We start from the raw sequence: 19,387 nt of genomic DNA, 5'->3' as shown, positions 1-19,387 counted from the left end.
CTTATGAAATTACGAATAGCTACTTTTTATTTAAATTGAATTGCTTTACACATTTTGGTGTTTTGTTATAATGAATTAAGTTAAAGTGGTGGTCTGACCACTGATAAGTTCAATAAAAAGGAGAGGTTCTCGTGACGAACTTAAAAGAAGAAGCACTTCATTTGCATAAAGTCAATCAAGGGAAATTAGCTACCCATTCTAAAATTCCAATTCGTAACGAAAAAGATTTAAGCTTAGCATATTCTCCTGGGGTTGCGGAGCCTTGTAAAGCTATATATGACAATAAAGAATCTGTTTACGACTTTACTATGAAAGGAAACATGGTTGCAGTTGTTACAGATGGGTCTGCGGTGTTAGGTTTGGGAAATATTGGTCCAGAAGCAGCACTACCTGTTATGGAAGGGAAGTCAGCCTTATTCAAAGGATTTGCAGGAGTCGACTCTTTCCCAATCGCATTAAACACGAATGACATTGATCAAATTGTTAATACGGTTAAATTAATGGAGCCAACATTTGGTGGGGTCAATTTAGAAGACATTGCGGCACCTAACTGCTTCATTATTGAGGATCGCCTAAAGAAAGAAACTAATATTCCAATCTTTCACGATGACCAACATGGAACAGCTATTGTAACGGTAGCTGGATTAATTAATGCACTAAGACTTAACGGTAAATCATTCTCAGAAATTAAAGTAGTCGCTAATGGTGCGGGTGCTGCAGGTATAGCTATTATAAAGCTCCTATATAACTTTGGCGTCAGAGATATTATTATGTGTGATTCCAAAGGGGCTATTTTTGAAGGCCGTACATACGGTATGAACCCTGTAAAAGATGAAATCGCTAAGATGACAAACAAAGATAAAGTAGAGGGTTCCTTAGAGGAAGTTATTAAAGAGACAGATGTCTTCATTGGCGTTTCTGTTGGTGGCGCTCTGACTAAAGAAATGCTTGAAAGTATGAATGAAGATCCCATAATTTTTGCTATGGCTAATCCAGATCCTGAAATTATGCCAAATGATGCAAAAGCTGCTGGTGCTAAAGTTATTGGGACAGGCCGTTCAGACTTTCCAAACCAAGTAAACAATGTTCTTGCATTCCCGGGTATTTTTAGAGGTGCATTAGACGTTCGTGCAACTCGTATTAATGAACGAATGAAAGTAGCGGCTGCAAACGCTATTGCCGACTTAGTTGGAAAAGACCTATCAGAAGATTATGTCATACCAAACCCATTCGATCCTCGTGTTGCGCCAGCTGTTGCAAGCGAAGTAGCTAAGGCTGCAATGGAATCAGGTGTGGCAAGAATTCAAGTAGACCCTGAACAAGTAAAAAAACGTACGCAAGAACTCACATCTATTCAACAAGATTCATAAAAGCTCTTGAGGTGCTGTAATGACTAATTCGTCTAAAATAAAAGTCTATCAAGAGGTTTTAGAACAAATTCGTTTATTTATTGAAGAGCATGAACTTTCTGAAGGAGATCGACTTCCTTCAGAAAGGGAATTAGCTGATCAATTAGGTGCCAGTCGTTCTTCAGTTCGTGAGGCATTAAGAGCTATTGAACTACTAGGTTTAATTGAGACGAAACATGGTGAAGGAACATTTCTTAGAACTTATCGCCCTTACCATTCTGTAGAATTACTTGCTACATTTGTTCTGAGGCAACCTAAGACTAAAGAGGAACTGTTAGATGTCAGACAAATACTTGAACAACAGTGTATCATTCGTGTGATGGATCATATTTCAAGTGAAGACATCGATGATCTAATAGAACAATTAGTTACAATAGATGAACAAGAAGTACATGAATTTATTTTTAAGCAATTATTCTCAATAGTTGGAAATGAGTTATTATCAAAAATTTGGTATCTCATTAATAATTTTTCTCAGGCTTCATATCGCATTATTAAAAGCAAAAGTGAATATGTACGTTTATTGTCCTTTATTAAAAATAAGGATATTCCTAATGCCTTATCTGTATTGGAGCATTTATACTTTGATCATGATTAATTTAAAAGATTTAGCCTTTGAACGATGAATTCCGACATACTTTTTGTGAAAAGTTTTATATAGTTTAGAAAGCTTGTTTCATTAGGGAGGAATCCGTGTGTTAAAAGATATTTTTAATAAAAAGAAAAAATATGCTACGGTATCGAAACAAGAAGAGCGCGATGATGTACCTGAAGGTCTTATGATTAAATGCCCTTCTTGCCGACAAATATTTTATAGAAAAGAAATAGAAAAGAATTTGATGATTTGCCCTCACTGTGATTACCATCACCAAATTTCGTCCCGGGACCGTATTGACTATCTAATGGGATCTTCTTTTGTTGAATGGGATGAAGATATGGTTTCGGAAAATCCATTGGAGTTCCCAGGTTACCTAGAAAAACTAGAGAAAGACCGTGAAAAAACAGGTATCAATGAAGCTGTTGTAACTGGTAAAGGGTCAATTAATGGTTATGAGACAGCAATTGCTGTTATGGATTCCCGTTTTAGAATGGGTAGTATGGGGTCAGTTGTTGGAGAAAAAATTTCACGTGCTGTTGAGCGCGCACGTGAAGAACAAATTCCATTCATTATTTTTACTGCCTCTGGTGGCGCTAGAATGCAAGAAGGTGTTTTAAGCTTAATGCAAATGAGTAAAACGTCAGTCGCATTAGAACGTTTTTCTCGCTCTGGCGGTTTATTTATTTCATATATGACGCACCCTACGACTGGTGGTGTTTCAGCTAGTTTTGCTTCTTTAGGAGATTATAATTTTGCAGAACCAGGAGCGTTAATTGGATTCGCTGGTCGACGTATTATTGAACAAACGATACGGGAAAAACTTCCAGATGACTTTCAAACCGCAGAGTTCTTATTTAAACATGGTCAATTAGATAAAGTCGTACACCGACTAGAGATGAAAGACGTATTAACGAACATCCTTGATATACACCAGTCTACCAGTCTGGAGGTGGAATGAAATGAAACATGTATTACCATTCGAAAAACCAGTCGTTGAATTACGTGAGAAGATTGCGGAATTAAAAAAATTCACGAGTGATAGTGAGATCGATTTATCTGAAGAAATTAATAAGCTAGAAGGTCGACTTGAAAAGCTAGAAAAAGAAATTTATGGGAATATGAGCCCATGGAACCGTGTTCAAATGGCTCGTCATCCAGATCGTCCAACCTCTCTTGACTATATTGATTATCTATTTACTGACTTTTTAGAGTTGCATGGAGATCGTTATTATGGCGACGACGAAGCAATCGTAGGTGGAGTTGCAAAGTTTGATGGAATCCCTGTGACGGTCATAGGGCATCAAAGAGGTAAGGATACAAAAGAAAATATTCGTCGTAACTTTGGTATGCCTCATCCAGAAGGATATCGAAAAGCTTTGCGTTTAATGTATCAAGCTGAAAAATTCAATAGACCTATTATCACTTTTATCGATACAAAAGGAGCTTATCCTGGTCGTGCTGCAGAAGAACGTGGCCAAAGTGAAGCGATTGCCCGTAATTTACGAGAAATGGCTGGCTTAACCGTACCGATTATTTGTATTGTCATCGGAGAAGGTGGAAGTGGTGGAGCATTAGGGATTAGTGTAGGTGACCGTCTATACATGCTTGAAAACTCTACTTATTCAGTTATTTCTCCAGAAGGTGCTGCAGCATTGTTATGGAAAGATTCTAACTTAGCTCAAAAAGCAGCAGAAAGCATGAAAATCACATCCTATGATCTAAAAGAACTTGGGGTTATCGATGATGTGATCAGTGAGATTCAAGGTGGAGCACACCGAGATATAGAAGAACAATCCAAAGCTATTCAAATGACATTACGTCAAGCTTTAAATGAATTAAAAGGTCAGTCAGATGAAGAATTACTTGAAGCAAGATGGGAAAAATATCAAAAAATCGGAGCAGTTACGTCCGTAGTCGGAGCTGAATAAAATCAGCTCCTTTTTTACTACTCTCTGCTAAACTTTCGCTCGTCTCTGTATGGCGAGCATTATGTTTGGAATGCTGTTCTAGTAACATTTTTAACTTTCTAACTTTTCTCTTCTTTAGTCATTTGCATGGTTTTTAAAGTTTTTATGTTTTAAAATGGATACATGAAGATCGGAAAATGAGGTGATATTGTTGAAACGGATTGGAATATTAACAAGTGGTGGAGACGCACCCGGTATGAATGCAGCAATTCGTTCCGTCGTAAGAAGTAGCATTTACCATGACCTTGAGATATTTGGTATTTATTATGGTTATCAAGGCTTAATTGAAGGTCATATTGAACGTTTACATATTGGTTCCGTTGGTGACATCATTCAACGCGGGGGAACAATGTTGTACTCTTCTCGATCAGAGGAGTTTAAATCAGAAGAAGGACAACAGAAAGCTATTAAACAGTTAGAGAAGCATCAAATTGATGGCTTAATTGTGATTGGCGGTGATGGTTCATTTAGAGGCGCTCAGAAATTAACTGAAAAAGGCTTTCCGTGTATAGGTATTCCAGGAACTATTGATAATGACATACCAGGAACTGATTATACAATTGGTTTTGATACAGCGTTAAATACGGTGATTCAAGCAGTGGACAAAATCCGTGATACAGCAACTTCTCATGAGAGAATTTATGTCATTGAAGTAATGGGACGCGATGCAGGGGATTTAGCACTCTGGGCAGGGGTCGCTGCCGGTGCAGAAAGTATCCTTACTCCAGAATTTCCTTATGAGCTCGAGCAAGTTATTGATAAAATTAAAAGAGGGCACGAAAGAGGAAAACGTCATAGCATTATTATGGTTGCTGAAGGTGTAGGCAGTGCAAGTAAAATAGCTGATGAAATTAAGGATCACCTTCAAGTTGAAACTAGAGTAACCGTACTTGGGCATACTCAAAGAGGAGGATCTCCAACAGCCTATGATCGAGTGTTAGCAGGTCGTCTAGGAGCTTATGCAGTTGATTTATTACTAGACGGTAAAGAAGGTCGTATGGTTGGCGTGCAAAAGAATCACTTAATTGACCATGACATTATCGAAGTTTTAAAACTAAAAAATGACATATCTTATGATTTATATAATTTATCAAATCAGTTGTCGATCTAGAAAGTTGTTTGAGGAGGATAATTATGAATAAAACAAAAATAGTTTGTACGATTGGACCAGCTTCCGAGTCGGTAGAAACCTTAAAGGAATTAATTGATGCTGGTATGAATGTTGCTCGATTAAATTTTTCTCATGGAGATCATGAAGAACAAAGGCAACGTATTGAAAACATTCGACAAGCTGCAAACGAAAAGGGAAAATCCATTGCAATTCTTTTGGACACAAAAGGACCTGAAATTCGTACAGGCTTATTTGAAAATGGTGAAGTTGAATTAGAAAAAGGTTCAACTGTTACATTAACGATGGAAGAGGTTAAGGGCAATCAAAATCGATTTACTATTACTTACAAAGGGTTAATCGATGATATTGAAGTAGGAAAGCAAATTTTATTAGATGACGGGTTAATTGCATTAGAAGTTACTGATGTTAACCATGATCAACAAGAAATCGTGACGAAGGTTTTAAATACTGGTGTCATCAAAGATCGTAAAGGAGTCAACGTACCGAATGTACGTGTTAATTTACCAGGCATTACTGAAAAAGATGCGAATGACATCCTTTTTGGTATTGAACAAAATGTCGACTTTATTGCCGCTTCATTTGTCAGAAGACCATCGGACGTATTAGAGATTAGAGAGTTATTAGAAAATAACAACGCCGATCATATTAAAATTATCCCTAAGATTGAAAATCGTGAAGGTGTTGAAAATTTAGATCAAATCATTAATGTCAGTGATGGAATTATGGTGGCTCGTGGTGACTTAGGTGTTGAAATCCCTGCGGAAGAAGTGCCGTTTATTCAAAAGACTATGATCGGAAAATGTAATGTAGCGGGTAAACCAGTGATTACGGCAACTCAAATGTTAGATTCCATGCAGCGCAATCCGCGTCCGACACGAGCAGAAGCAAGTGATGTTGCTAATGCCATATACGATGGAACAGATGCAATTATGCTAAGTGGTGAAACGGCTGCAGGGGATTATCCGGTAGATGCTGTTAAGACTATGTTTAACATTGCTGTTTATACAGAAAAAACATTAGATAACAAAGCCATAACTAATGAAATTGAAACGGATTTAACTATCACAGATGCCATTAGTCATTCTGCTGCTAGCTTATCTGAAGATTTATCCGTTAAGGCGATTATTACACCAACAGAGAGTGGGAATACCGCTCGAATGGTATCAAAATATCGTCCAAAGGCACCCATTGTGGCGGTTACATCACATTCATATGTGAGCCGTCAGTTAAGTCTTGTTTGGGGGGTATATGCTGTACAAGGTGATCGTGTCAATACAACCGATGAAATGTTAGCTCACGCAATCGATCAAGGTCTAACAACTAACTTATTCAATCATGGAGACCGAGTTGTTATTACAGCAGGTGTACCAGTTGGCGAAAGTGGCACGACCAACCTCATTAAAGTTCACGTAGTTGGCCATGTTGTGGCTAAAGGTCAAGGGATTGGGCAACAAGGTGCAGCTGGAAAAGCTTTTGTGACGAATGATTTAAATAAGTTAGAAAATGATTTTCAAGAAGGCGATATTCTCGTCACGACAGCAACAGATCGTGACATGATGCCTTATATTGAAAAAGCAGCAGGTATTATAACAGAAGAAGGTGGATTGACAAGTCATGCCGCTGTCGTTGCTTTAAACGTTGGAATTCCAGTAGTTGTTGGGGTTGACCAAGCTATGAGCAAAATTGAACACGGAGAGGAAATAACAATCGACCCTTCAAATGGCAACATTTATCAGGGGCGTACTAGTGTGATATAAGAAGGGGACTTGAAAATGTTTCGTATCTTATTCTTTTTAATTATTGTCGTTTCGGCTGTTGAGATTGCTTTATTTGTATGGTTGGGGAATGTCTTTAATGTTTGGTTTGTGTTATTCGGAATCATTTTAACTGGGCTTCTAGGTGCTCTTTTAGCTAAACAGCAAGGGTTAGGTACGATGAATCGAGCAAGGTTAGAGCTTTCAAGAGGTCGAGCACCTGCTGAAAAGATTCTAGACGGGCTTGCTATTTTAATCGGATCTGTCTTATTATTTACACCAGGCTTTGTGACAGATACGATAGGATTCCTGTTATTAATCCCTCAGACTAGAAAACCAGTTAAACTGTATATTAAAAAAGTATTATTAGAAAAAATCCGTAATGGTTCTATTAAGGTATTTAGACATTATTAGTGTCTAAAATATAGTTCTTTACAGCCTTGAAAGCCCCCGCTTGGACCAACGCTTTTATACTAACAGCGGCAATTGGTCCAAGTAAAAAACCTATTAAACCAAATAATTTCATAAAGATGAATAGTATGATAATCAGAAGAAGCGGGTGAATCCCAATAGAAGATCCGACTAGTTTTGGTTCAAGTATATTTCTAATTAAGATTAACAAAATGAATAAAATACTGAGTTCAATCGTTAAAGTGTAATGGCTTGTAAAGAAAAGGTATAGTAACCAAGGAATGAATAAACCACTAATTCCTATAAACGGAACTAAATCTAGAATGACGGCGATTGAAGCAATGGCCAGTGCATGATTGACATTAAAAAATGTTAATCCCAAGTAGACTAGCACTCCTGTAATGAGTACCATGATTAATTGTGCTAGAGCATATTTTTTTATTAACGATACGAAACTATCTTTTATGGTTTGAACGTAATTTGTCATTTTATGGGGCATATTTTTGTTTAACTCATTAATCCATTTAGGCCCATCAGAGCTGATAAAGAATGTGCCAATAAGTATAAATAGCACAACGTAACTTGCTTTCAGTATATTTGTAATGCTATTAATGGTATTTTGTAAAAATCCTACAAGTAGTTGTTGGCTATATTCTTTAATGCTGGTTACCATATCATTCATCATATCTTTTAGCATGACTTGGGATTGTGGTTGAATCGAATTCATATAAGATGTTAGAAGCTCATAAGAACGATCGATGATTCGCTCACTCCATCGTTCTATTGCATGAAAGGTTTCTTCAATACTGTGTGGCATAATGTGAATTAAATATTGAAAAAGATGGACAAGCTCAATCAAACTAAAGGTTATGATTGTAATAAAACTAAACAATATTAGTAATAAAACACTTACTACGGCCAGTTTTCGATTTAAATGAAATCTATCCACTAGTAATTGAACAAGAGGATTAATCATAACCGCAATGATTAGACTAACGGCAAAAGGAAAGAGATGTTGAAAAATCATATAGATGGTGATTCCTACCATACATATCCACATTGTTAATTTTAAAAGGTTAATATAATTTATCGCCATCGTCCTATTCCTTTCAGTCGTTAACATAGAAAGAAGGGGTTTTGTTTGGTATCATCATCTACGTTATTTTTATTAATTTTGTTGTTTCTCGGATTTATTGCAAAGAATCAGGCAATCTTAATAGCGGTTTATATTTTATTAGGCATTAAATTATTAAAACTAGATGATAAAGTGTTTCCTTTTTTAGAATCTAAAGGCTTGTTTATGGGTGTCGTTGTCATTACAGTTGCTGTGCTTGTCCCAATTGCAACAGGTGATATTGGCTTTGAACAGCTTGTACAAAGTGTGAAGTCATATTATGCATGGATCGCCTTAATTTCAGGAGTGTTTGTTGCTTATATAGCTAAGCACGGACTAGACCTATTGGCTAATGATCCTCACTTAACGGCTGCATTAGTCATCGGGACGATTCTAGCTGTTGTATTTTTTCAAGGAGTGGCAGTTGGGCCACTAATTGGTGCGGGTATTGCGTATATCACTATGCAGGCGGTCGATTCCCTTATCAAACTATTCTCTTAAGTTTACTTGCATTAATATAGGGGAATATATTTAATAGCTATGCAGACATTAAAGATAATATTATTTTTAAGTTGAAAGATTTCACATTCATTAGAATTTTGTTTATAATGGTCTGTGGGACAATTATGCTAGAGGAATAATAGATGAAAGTGTATACATACACTAATGCTCTATGATTAAATTGTGGAAAAGGAGAGAGATAGTATGTCAAATCCGAAAGGTCTTGAAGGAATCGTCGCAACTGAATCCTCAATTAGTTCGATCATTGATGACAAATTGACTTATGTCGGTTATGATATCGATGATTTAGCTGAGAACTCAAGCTTTGAAGAAGTTATTTACTTATTATGGAACCAAAAATTACCTACGCAAAGTGAACTTGATTCACTCAAACAAGAATTAGCTGACAACATGAGTATTCCTCAAGAAGTGATTGACCACCTTAAATCTTATGATTTAAAAACTGTACATCCGATGGCAGCTCTTAGAACAGCTGTATCCATGGTAGGCCTTTACGATGAAGAGGCTGATGTAATGGAAGAGGATGCAAATCGTCGTAAAGCGCTTCGCTTACAAGCTAAAATCCCCACAATTGTAACTGCCTTTGCACGTATTCGTAACGGTGAAGAGCCAATAGCACCTAAATCAGATTTAGGTTTTGCTGCTAACTTCTTATACATGTTAAAAGGCAAAGACCCTGAGGATATTGAAGTAGAAGCATTTAATAAAGCTCTTGTACTACATGCTGATCATGAGCTTAACGCTTCAACTTTCACAGCACGTGTATGTGTAGCAACATTATCTGATGTATATTCAGGTGTGACTGCTGCGATTGGTGCCCTAAAAGGACCTTTACACGGTGGAGCTAACGAGCGAGTAATGAAAATGCTTACTGAAATTGGCGATGAAAATCGCGCTATTGAATACATTGAAGAAAAACTAGCAAACAAAGAGAAAATCATGGGTATGGGACACCGTGTTTACCAAAATGGTGATCCACGTGCTAAACACTTAAAAGAGATGTCTAGACAATTAACAGGCATTACGGGTGAAACTAAGTGGTACGACATGTCTGTAAAAATTGAAGAATACATCAAAGAGAATAAAGGTCTTCCGGCAAATGTTGACTTTTACTCAGCATCTGTTTACCACAGTTTAGGCATAGACCATGATTTATTTACACCAATCTTTGCTGTGAGTCGTGTATCTGGTTGGTTAGCACATATCTTAGAACAATATTCTAACAACCGATTAATTCGTCCACGTGCTGAATATGTGGGGCCAAATAAACAAGCTTATACCCCAATTGATCAACGATAAAACCAAAAGCCGGTTGAACCGGCTTTTGTGATGTTTTAAATAATTTATGGAATTGAGTACTAGGAGGTTATGACATTGTCAAAAGGTGAAAAAATTACAGTTGAAAATGGAAAAATGAATGTACCGAATAATGCAATTATTCCTTATATTGAAGGTGATGGTACAGGACCAGATATTTGGGCAGCTGCCTCACGCGTATTAGAAGCGGCAGTAGAAAAAGCTTACAATGGTGAGAAAAGTATTGTATGGAAAGAAGTTTTAGCTGGTCAAAAAGCGTATGACCAAACAGGTGAATGGTTACCTGAAGAAACTTTAGATACAATTCGCGAGTATAAAATTGCAATCAAAGGACCTTTAACAACTCCTGTTGGTGGAGGAATCCGTTCATTAAATGTAGCACTACGTCAAGAACTTGACCTATTCACATGCCTACGTCCGGTTAAACACTTCTCTGGTGTACCATCTCCAGTTAAACATCCAGAAGATGTAGATATGCAAATCTTCCGTGAAAATACAGAGGACATCTATGCTGGTATTGAATGGCAAGAAGGTTCTGATGAAGTTAAAAAAGTGGTTGACTTTATTCAAAATGAAATGGGCGTTCATAAAATCCGTTTCCCTGAAACGTCTGGAATCGGTATTAAGCCAGTTTCTAAAGAAGGAACTGAACGTCTAGTACGCTCTGCAATTGAATATGCTCTTAATGAAGGTAAGAAAAGCGTAACATTAGTACACAAAGGTAACATTATGAAGTTTACAGAGGGTGCTTTCAAAGCTTGGGGTTACGACCTTGCAGAACGTGAATATGGAGATAAGGTATTCACTTGGAAAGAATACGATCAAATCGTAGAAGAAAAAGGCCGTGAAGCAGCTGATCAAGCACAGAAAGAAGCTGAAGAGGCTGGTCGTATTATCGTTAAAGATGCGATTGCTGATATCTTCTTACAACAAATCCTAACTCGTCCAAAAGAGTTTGATGTCGTGGCAACTATGAACTTAAACGGTGACTATATTTCAGACGCACTTGCGGCTCAAGTTGGTGGAATCGGTATTGCGCCAGGTGCCAACATTAACTATGAAACTGGTCACGCAATTTTTGAAGCGACTCATGGTACCGCACCTAAATACGCTGGTTTAGATAAAGTTAACCCATCTTCAGTCATCCTATCTGGCACATTAATGTTAGATCACTTAGGCTGGAGAGAAGCTAGTGAATTAATTCATAAAGCTATGGATAAAACAATTGCAAGCAAAGTAGTAACTTATGACTTTGCACGTCTAATGGATGGTGCAACTGAAGTTAAATGTTCTGAGTTTGGTGACGAGCTAATTAAGAACATGGACTAATAACATTTTGGGAGGAAATAGCTCATGACAATCAAGCGTAGAAAAGTTTCTGTCATTGGTGCTGGTTTTACGGGTGCAACAACAGCATTAATGGTAGCTCAAAAAGAGTTAGCTGATGTTGTATTAGTGGATATTCCGGATATGGAAGATCCAACTAAAGGTAAAGCGTTAGATATGTTAGAAGCAAGCCCTGTTCAAGGCTTTGATGCGAATATTGTTGGTACATCTAACTATGAAGAAACGAAAGACTCAGACGTGGTTGTGATTACAGCAGGTATTGCAAGAAAACCTGGTATGAGCCGTGACGATTTAGTTGCGACAAACTCCAAAATCATGAAGTTAGTTACAAAAGAGATCGTCAAATATTCTCCAGATTGTTACATTATTGTTTTAACTAATCCAGTTGACGCCATGACGTACTCTGTATTCCAAGAATCAGGTTTTCCTAAAAACCGTGTAATTGGACAGTCCGGTGTACTTGATACGGCTCGTTTCCGTACATTTGTGGCTCAAGAATTAAATGTTTCAGTTAAAGATGTAACTGGATTTGTACTTGGTGGACATGGAGATGACATGGTACCAATGCTTCGTTACTCGTTTGCAGGTGGCATTCCATTAGAAAAATTAATTTCTAAAGAACGCTTAGATGCGATTGTTGAGCGTACCCGTAAAGGCGGTGGTGAAATCGTCGGTTTATTAGGAAATGGCTCAGCATACTACGCACCAGCTGCATCGATTACGGAAATGGTTGAAGCGATTCTTAAGAATCAACGTCGAATCTTACCAGCCATCGCTTACCTAGAGGGTGAGTATGGATACCATGATATGTATCTAGGGGTACCAACCATTCTTGGTGGAAACGGCCTTGAAGAAGTCATTGAGCTTGACTTAACCGAGGAAGAAAAAACACAATTAGATCAATCAGCTGATTCTGTTAAAAATGTCATGAAAGTATTAGCTGATAACGAATAAACAAGTTATAATGAAGCTCGAGGAACTTTTCCTCGAGCTTTTTTATTGTAAAATCATAGTTTATTATGCTCATGAACAAAGGATGAAGTTAGTTGATAGTAATGATTGATCATGAAGATTCGTTTACATACAATTTAGTTCATATATTAGAGGAGATTGGAGAAGAAGTTTTAACGATTGAACAGACAGAAGTCTCAATAGAGAACATGAAAAAATTAAATCCTCGTGCCGTAATATTATCACCTGGACCTGGTCATCCTAAAGACCAGACTTTCTCAAAAAGAGCATTACATTCTCTTAAAGGTCAAGTACCCATTTTAGGTGTTTGCTTAGGGTTTCAGATTATCGTAGAATACTTTGGTGGGACTATTAGAGAAGCAAGTCGACCGATGCATGGACTTACAGACCACGTTCTACATGATGGGGAAACTATTTATAGTCAGTTAGAATCCCCAGTTCAAGTGACGCGTTATCATTCACTAATTGCGGATGCAAAGTCATTTCCTAGGGAATTAACTATTACAGGATCGACGAGTCAAGGTGAAATCATGTCATGCAGGCATAATCAATACCCTATTGAAGGAGTTCAATTTCACCCTGAAGCAATTTTAACGAAACATGGAAAACAACTGCTTCAAAACTTTCTAAACATATATAGCAGGAGTGGAGTTTGTGACTAAACAAATCGTTCATTTTAAGCATGATTGGTTAGAGGACCACCCATACATATTTGAACATCCCACCGATTATGTTGTAGCGAACCGGTTAGAAGAAGTTAAACCGGCTTTAAATAAGATTGAACAATATTCACAAGAAGGTTATTACGCAGTAGGATATTTAAGCTATGAAGCTGCTCAAGCATTCGATTCAAAAATGAAGACCCATCAAGAAGTTAGACTACCTTATTTATATTTTGGAATTTATAAGGATTACATGAAGTTATATGAGGTATCTTCATCCCAGTTACAAAAGCTTAATTGGATTAGTGATACGGAACGTTCGGAATATTATGATGCGATTTCACAAATACATGAGGCTATTAAAAAGGGTATTAGTTATCAAGTCAATTATACCATCCGCTTAATTGCTGAATATGAACAGCTTAATACCCGTCAGTTATATGAGCAACTACGGCAAAGTCAACAAGCTAATTACTCATGTCATCTACAATTTAACGATTTTGAGATTATATCCGTGTCTCCTGAGCTTTTTTTCGCTTGGGATGGGCAAACGATTGAAACAAAGCCAATGAAAGGGACGATCAAGAGGGGGAACTCAACTGAAGAAGATTTACAATTAAAAAAACAATTAATTAACTCAGAAAAAGACCGTGCTGAAAATGTTATGATTGTCGATCTTCTGAGAAATGATTTATCTCGAGTAGCTAAAAAGGGAACTGTGCATGTACCTGGGCTATTTGAAATTGAATCTTACCCGACTGTTTATCAAATGACTTCAACTGTGAAGGCTAAAACTCGAGAAGATGTTAATCTTTGTTCGATTTTTGAATCTATCTTCCCATGTGGATCGATAACTGGAGCACCTAAGATTAGTACGATGAATATTATCCAAGAATTGGAAAAGACCTCAAGAGAAGTATATTGTGGTGCGATTGGATTGGTGACTCCTGATCAAAAAGTCGTTTTTAATGTTCCGATTCGAACCGTTTTAGTCGATCACCGTGATCAAAAAGCGATTTATGGTGTTGGAGGAGGTATTACTTGGGAGTCAACACCTGAAGGGGAATATGAAGAAACAATCGCCAAATCTCATGTGCTTAGAAGACAAGGCAACAATTTTGAATTATTAGAAACGATGAAGATTAACAACGGGCAAATTGACTATCTTACTGAACATTTAAATAGAGTGACCTATTCAGCGAAATTCTTTCAATTTCATCTAGATGAACGCAGATTATCAAATTTAATTGAATCGATTCAACAACAATATAATTTTGGAACTTATGTCATTCGGTTATTATTGAATCGAGTGGGCGAATTTACGTATGAAGCTTTGCCTTATGAAGCACCTCCCGTGAGCCTGAAAGTAGCCATTACCAAAAAACCGATTGATCAACAAAATATATTCTTTTACCATAAAACTACCTATAGAGATATTTATGAGGCATTTCATCACAAAGACGTATTTGATACGCTGTTGTGGAATGAACATGGATATATAACAGAATTTACAAGAGGGAATGTAGTCTATAGACTAAATGACGAATTATTTACTCCTCCAGTGTCGGATGGATTATTAGCTGGGACGTTTAGGGAGAAGTTGTTAAATGAAAATAAAATCGAGGAACGTTCATTATTAAAAGCAGACCTTAATACTGTTGATGACCTATGGTTTATTAATAGTGTTAGAGGTTGGATTAAGGTGAATGAAATTGAAGAGAGGTAGGTCTAGTGGCTATGCTAGGCTTATCTTTTTTGTTTATCAATGAAAAAGTTGCGTAACTTATTAAATATAAGATTCTGAAGGAGTGCTCAATCATGTCAGATCGTACTAATGTAATAAAGAAACGTATTGACCGAATTTCTAGTACATTTGATCTTGCTGATCGATTGGTTAAAGAAGAATGGAGAAAAGAATTATTGGCAGATGTACGGGGTGAAATATTAGAAGTTGGAGTCGGAACTGGTACTAATTTTAAATATTATCCTCAAGATGTTCACGTAACGGGAATAGATTTTAGCCCAAAGATGCTTGAAAAAGCACATGTTAAAGTAGAAGAAGCTGCGGCGACTGTTCAACTTTATGAAATGAATATTGAGAACTTAGACTTTGAGGATAATCAATTTGATTATGTGGTATCAACTTGTGTGTTTTGTTCAGTTCCAAACCCAGTCAAAGGTTTTAAAGAATTAAGAAGAGTAGTTAAACCGAGTGGAAAAATAGTGATGTTGGAACATATGCGCAGTGAAAATGAAATAATCGGTAAAGTATTAGATTTCTTTAATCCTGTAAGCGAGGGGATCTTAGGGGAAAACATTAACCGAAAGACCATTTCTAATATTTATCAAGCTAATTTAGAAGTAGATGAACAAGAATATTTAATGACTTCCATTGTAAGAAAATTAATACTGTCACCTAATAAATAAAATTGTCTAATTGCGCATGACCATTGAAATGATGTTGAACGTTAGGTTTTTGATAGTTATGATATGAAAAAAGAGATAAAATATTTTTTAAACCTAAAAAAGCCAAATGTTAGGAGTTAAATTCAGCCTAACATTTGGCTTCAATTTTTTAGCTGAGTCAAAATACTTCACATTCTGTAGTCACGATTTCAAATTCCCCAAATTTATTTTCGTTGAGGACTTAAGGATGTTCGACTAATTACGTAACAACTATGTTGCGGCTCTGGACAGACCCGTCTCCTGTGTCCCTCAGTGCGTGTTGTTCGAGCTCGTTTTAGTAAGGTTTACTTATTTAATAAATGCATTATTAGAAAGTATTGATACTTATCAGTAGGAATTGAAGGATCATCGTGATGAATGACAGGGTTTTGTGGTTTATGAACGTTATCTTCTCTCATTGATGTTACTCTAGCTAAATATTTGAAATGTGGTCTGGTAATGGTTCGAATCATAAATGCAGACCGCCGGCTACCAGGTCTTCTATGTCTGTTTAATGATTCAATGATTTGTTCCGCTGATGTAATGCCAATGCCATGCCCAAAAAATCTCCCATCTTCTAATACGACAGCGTTTTCACCTTGCCACCATCTAGTTTCAGGGCTCACATCTGGATTTCTAAAATAAACGACATCGCCAGGGATTAAGTGATCTGTATCAACAGTTTGAAGTCTTAAGTCTGAATCGGAGTGCCAGCTATATAAGTACAATCCTCTAAATAAACGGTTAAAATGTTGGTCACCGATCGTGTTTAATACAGCATGATAGTAAACAATTAACATAGCTGTAGCACATTCAAATCCATATAACGAACTGTTTAAGTAAATATCCTGAATAGCTTCTGAAGGCAAGACATCCCCTCTTAAACTAAAACCCCCTGTGATCGTACGGTTCCAATATTTTGGATTACAACGTGAATGAGCAAATACTTCAAACTCTGCTTGCCCTTGATCCATTGCTTTTGAACTCTCAATGATATTTTTTCTTAATGTTATTTCAAATTCTAATTCTCCAACCGACTGATAAGAATAAATTAATGGGTCATCCATTAAGCTCTTTAAAATGATTCTTTCAGTGCTGTGAGAGGGGACATAATTTACATTGTTAATTTCTCCTCGACCAATTCTAATCATTATTAAGCTCTCCTATTTTAATTTAGGTGTTAGTTTATACTACTCAACTATTTCATGTTGAGTGATGCATAAGGAATGAAAAAAATTCACATTTTATAAATAAAAGGAGGGTGATGGAATGGACCAAGAAACTTTTGTCGCTGTAAGAAAAAATGGCGATGGTGATATCACTCATTTTAAAACTTCAAGTGGTCGAGAGCTAGATTATGACCAGGCATTACAAGAGGTAGAAAATGGCACAATTGACGGTGTTAATATTGGACAAGCTAGGAATGGCAAACCTGTCATAAGAGGAAATGCTGACGGGGATCCATCAAATAACTTAGATAATTTGGAAAGCTTTTAACTAATAATAAACTTAATGTCTTGAAGGTTAATCTGTCCTTCAAGACATTTTTTATGTTAGAGGATTATTGTACAAATGCGATTTTCTGTTTAGTTCATTAATTTTCGTTTATATTAAAAGGGAAAGGAAGTGAATCGGTATGAATCGTTTACAATATGAAAAATCTCCTTATTTACTGCAACATAAAGATAACCCTGTTGATTGGTATCCTTGGGGAGAAGAAGCGTTCAAAAAAGCTAAGAATGAAAACAAGCCTATCTTTTTAAGTATTGGTTATTCGACATGTCATTGGTGTCATGTCATGGCTCATGAATCATTTGAAGATGAAGACGTTGCGGAAGTGATAAACAGCAAATTTATTGCAATTAAAGTTGACCGTGAAGAACGTCCAGATATTGATGCGGTTTATATGAAGGTGTGTCAACGGATGAATGGTCATGGTGGTTGGCCACTTAGCATTTTTATGACACCTGATCAAGTTCCGTTTTATGCTGGGACTTACTTCCCTAAAGAAAGCAAGTACGGGTATCCTGGAATAAAACAAGTGCTAGGATATTTATCGGATACATACCATAACGATCCTCAACAAATCGAAGACGTGACTGAAAGTGTTAGAAAGTCGCTTAACCAAGTAATTTTTTCAAAAGGTGAGGAACGGATTTCTAAAGAAGCAACGGATCAAGCTTTCCATGAGCTTAGTAAAACATTTGATACTAGATATGGCGGGTTTGAAGGAGCACCCAAATTTCCATCCCCTCATAATTTAATGTTTTTAATGAGATATTATCAACAAACAGGAAAAACATTAGCTCGTGAAATGGTTGAAAAAACATTACAATCGATGGCCAGAGGTGGCTTATACGACCATATTGGTTTTGGATTTACAAGGTATTCAACAGACGAGGAATGGTTAGTTCCTCATTTTGAAAAAATGCTTTACGATCAAGCTCTATTGTTAATAACTTATACGGAGGCTTATCAGTTAACAGGGAATGAATATTACAAAAATATTAGTGAACAGGTAATTGAATTTGTTCAAAGAGAAATGACGAGTTCTGATGGAGCTTTTTACTCAGCTATTGATGCAGATTCAGAAGGGAAAGAAGGCTTATATTATATTTGGGGTAGAAGAGAAATTTATGAAGTGTTAAGTAATGATTTAGGTAACCTATATACAAAAGCCTATAACATCACAACGGAGGGAAATTTTCATGGCAAGAATATCCCTAATTTAATTGATACGAATTTAGAAGAAGTGGCTAAGGAATTTAATTTGACTATTGAACAGTTGGAAGAAAAACTTGACCAAGCAAGACTTAAGTTGTTAGAAACTCGTGAGAAACGTGTCTATCCTCACTTAGATGATAAAGTATTAACGTCTTGGAATGCCATGATGATCGCAGCATTAGCAAAAGCAGGACAAGTTTATCAAAATGAAGAATATGTCAATATGGCTCGAAAAGCTGTCAATTTTATTGAAAATCAGCTCATAGAAAATAATCGTCTGATGGCACGTTACAGGGATGGAGAGGTGAAATTTAAAGGATATTTAGATGATTACGCTTATCTAGCTTGGGCCTACTTGGAGTTATATGATGCTGAATTTCAAGTTATGGATTTAAGGCGAGCTAAAGAATTAGCTGATCAGATGTATCATTTGTTCTGGGATTCGGAGCATGGAGGTTTTTACTTTAATGGGGAAGATAGTGAAAGGCTTATTTCTAATGATAAAGATATACACGATGGCGCGACTCCATCAGGGAATAGTGTGGCAACCAATGTGATGGCTCGATTGTCTTCATTAACAGGAGAGCCTCAATATTCGGATATTGTTGAAGATCAATATCGTGTTTTTTACCCTGCTTTATCGAGAATCCCTCAAGGAAGTACTTATTATTTAATCAGTTTAATGTTAACTGAGTATCCATCTAAGGAAATTGTCGTGATCTCAAGAGATGGAGATCCAGATTGGGATAGGCTAAAACATTTTAAGTCTAGCCATTATTTACCGAACACTACTTGGTTAAAGACAGATGATGACGGAGAATTGGCTGAGGTTGCTCCATTTGTGGAAAGTTACAATAGTATAAATGATCAAACAACTGTGTATATATGTGAACATTTTACTTGTCAACAACCTACTACTATTGTTGACGAAGTAATCGAGCAGCTATCGACTCAATAGTAGATAACTTGTACATTTTTAGTTATGATTAAGACAAACATTTTTATTAGGGGTG

The 19,387-nt window shown here is 36.6% G+C and carries 18 protein-coding genes; 16 read left to right on the top strand and 2 right to left on the bottom strand.

All coding sequences use genetic code 11. From position 1 onward, the window contains the following. Positions 1-131 precede the first annotated feature (131 nt). The 7 genes from ystJ (at position 132) to BMY57_RS10620 (ending at position 7,274) form a co-directional block, all read left to right on the top strand. Entirely contained in the window at positions 132-1,370 is a 1,239-nt protein-coding gene (gene ystJ, locus BMY57_RS10650; RefSeq protein ID WP_091774137.1) for an NADP-dependent malic enzyme, read from the top strand. A gap of 19 nt (positions 1,371-1,389) precedes the next feature. Then, positions 1,390-2,007, top strand: a complete 618-nt coding sequence (locus BMY57_RS10645) for a FadR/GntR family transcriptional regulator (protein ID WP_091774135.1) — start codon at positions 1,390-1,392, stop codon at positions 2,005-2,007. Positions 2,008-2,104: 97 nt separating this feature from the next. Continuing rightward, positions 2,105-2,965 (top strand): acetyl-CoA carboxylase, carboxyltransferase subunit beta, encoded by an 861-nt coding sequence (gene accD / locus BMY57_RS10640; RefSeq protein ID WP_091774133.1) that lies wholly within the window; start codon positions 2,105-2,107, stop codon positions 2,963-2,965. A gap of 1 nt (position 2,966) precedes the next feature. After that, entirely contained in the window at positions 2,967-3,935 is a 969-nt protein-coding gene (gene accA, locus BMY57_RS10635) for an acetyl-CoA carboxylase carboxyl transferase subunit alpha (protein WP_091774131.1), read from the top strand. A 190-nt stretch (positions 3,936-4,125) separates the two neighbouring features. Next, positions 4,126-5,085, top strand: a complete 960-nt coding sequence (gene pfkA, locus BMY57_RS10630) for a 6-phosphofructokinase (protein WP_091774129.1) — start codon at positions 4,126-4,128, stop codon at positions 5,083-5,085. Positions 5,086-5,108: 23 nt separating this feature from the next. After that, on the top strand, positions 5,109-6,863 hold the full coding sequence (gene pyk, locus BMY57_RS10625) for a pyruvate kinase (RefSeq protein ID WP_091774127.1): 1,755 nt from the start codon (positions 5,109-5,111) through the stop codon (positions 6,861-6,863). A gap of 15 nt (positions 6,864-6,878) precedes the next feature. Next, a complete protein-coding gene (locus BMY57_RS10620) occupies positions 6,879-7,274 on the top strand; it encodes an FxsA family protein (RefSeq protein ID WP_091774125.1) in 396 nt (131 codons plus the stop codon). Here BMY57_RS10620 and ytvI read toward each other — a convergent pair. Beyond that, positions 7,261-8,331, bottom strand: coding sequence for a sporulation integral membrane protein YtvI (gene ytvI, locus BMY57_RS10615; protein WP_175615881.1), 1,071 nt, complete (start codon positions 8,329-8,331; stop codon positions 7,261-7,263). The two genes, BMY57_RS10620 and ytvI, sit on opposite strands and share 14 nt — an antisense overlap. Positions 8,332-8,412: 81 nt before the next feature. On the opposite strand from ytvI, the gene BMY57_RS10610 reads away from it, so the two are divergent. The 7 genes from BMY57_RS10610 (at position 8,413) to BMY57_RS10580 (ending at position 15,632) form a co-directional block, all read left to right on the top strand. Beyond that, positions 8,413-8,886: a DUF441 domain-containing protein gene (locus BMY57_RS10610; RefSeq protein WP_091774122.1), complete on the top strand. Its 474-nt coding sequence runs from the start codon at positions 8,413-8,415 to the stop codon at positions 8,884-8,886. A gap of 204 nt (positions 8,887-9,090) precedes the next feature. After that, positions 9,091-10,206, top strand: a complete 1,116-nt coding sequence (gene citZ, locus BMY57_RS10605) for a citrate synthase (RefSeq protein WP_091774120.1) — start codon at positions 9,091-9,093, stop codon at positions 10,204-10,206. Between the two features lie 75 nt (positions 10,207-10,281). Next, the gene (icd, locus tag BMY57_RS10600; RefSeq protein ID WP_091774118.1) at positions 10,282-11,553 is read left to right on the top strand and encodes an NADP-dependent isocitrate dehydrogenase; all 1,272 of its coding nucleotides are present in this window, start codon (positions 10,282-10,284) and stop codon (positions 11,551-11,553) included. A 24-nt stretch (positions 11,554-11,577) separates the two neighbouring features. Continuing rightward, complete coding sequence (mdh, locus tag BMY57_RS10595) at positions 11,578-12,525, top strand: malate dehydrogenase (RefSeq protein WP_091774116.1); 948 nt, start codon at positions 11,578-11,580, stop codon at positions 12,523-12,525. 101 nt (positions 12,526-12,626) lie between these two features. Beyond that, positions 12,627-13,205 (top strand): anthranilate synthase component II, encoded by a 579-nt coding sequence (locus tag BMY57_RS10590; RefSeq protein WP_256205296.1) that lies wholly within the window; start codon positions 12,627-12,629, stop codon positions 13,203-13,205. After that, the gene (pabB, locus tag BMY57_RS10585; RefSeq protein WP_091774113.1) at positions 13,198-14,931 is read left to right on the top strand and encodes an aminodeoxychorismate synthase component I; all 1,734 of its coding nucleotides are present in this window, start codon (positions 13,198-13,200) and stop codon (positions 14,929-14,931) included. Before BMY57_RS10590 ends, pabB begins: the two co-directional genes overlap by 8 nt. A gap of 92 nt (positions 14,932-15,023) precedes the next feature. Next, positions 15,024-15,632, top strand: coding sequence for a class I SAM-dependent methyltransferase (locus BMY57_RS10580; RefSeq protein WP_091774111.1), 609 nt, complete (start codon positions 15,024-15,026; stop codon positions 15,630-15,632). 323 nt (positions 15,633-15,955) lie between these two features. On the opposite strand, the gene BMY57_RS10575 is transcribed toward BMY57_RS10580, so the two are convergent. Then, entirely contained in the window at positions 15,956-16,801 is an 846-nt protein-coding gene (locus BMY57_RS10575) for a protein-glutamine gamma-glutamyltransferase (protein ID WP_091774109.1), read from the bottom strand. 118 nt (positions 16,802-16,919) lie between these two features. Here BMY57_RS10575 and BMY57_RS10570 point away from each other — a divergent pair, with 118 nt between their 5' ends. Both BMY57_RS10570 and BMY57_RS10565 read left to right on the top strand, forming a co-directional pair. Further along, a complete protein-coding gene (locus BMY57_RS10570) occupies positions 16,920-17,147 on the top strand; it encodes a DUF3892 domain-containing protein (RefSeq protein ID WP_091774107.1) in 228 nt (75 codons plus the stop codon). Between the two features lie 139 nt (positions 17,148-17,286). Further along, entirely contained in the window at positions 17,287-19,332 is a 2,046-nt protein-coding gene (locus BMY57_RS10565) for a thioredoxin domain-containing protein (protein WP_091774106.1), read from the top strand. Positions 19,333-19,387 lie beyond the last annotated feature (55 nt).

It is taken from the genome of Piscibacillus halophilus (assembly GCF_900110685.1).
In the GTDB taxonomy this organism is placed as follows: domain Bacteria; phylum Bacillota; class Bacilli; order Bacillales; family Alkalibacillaceae; genus Piscibacillus; species Piscibacillus halophilus.
Note: the sequence above shows the minus strand (reverse complement) of the source record. Positions and strands in the feature narration are given on the sequence as shown.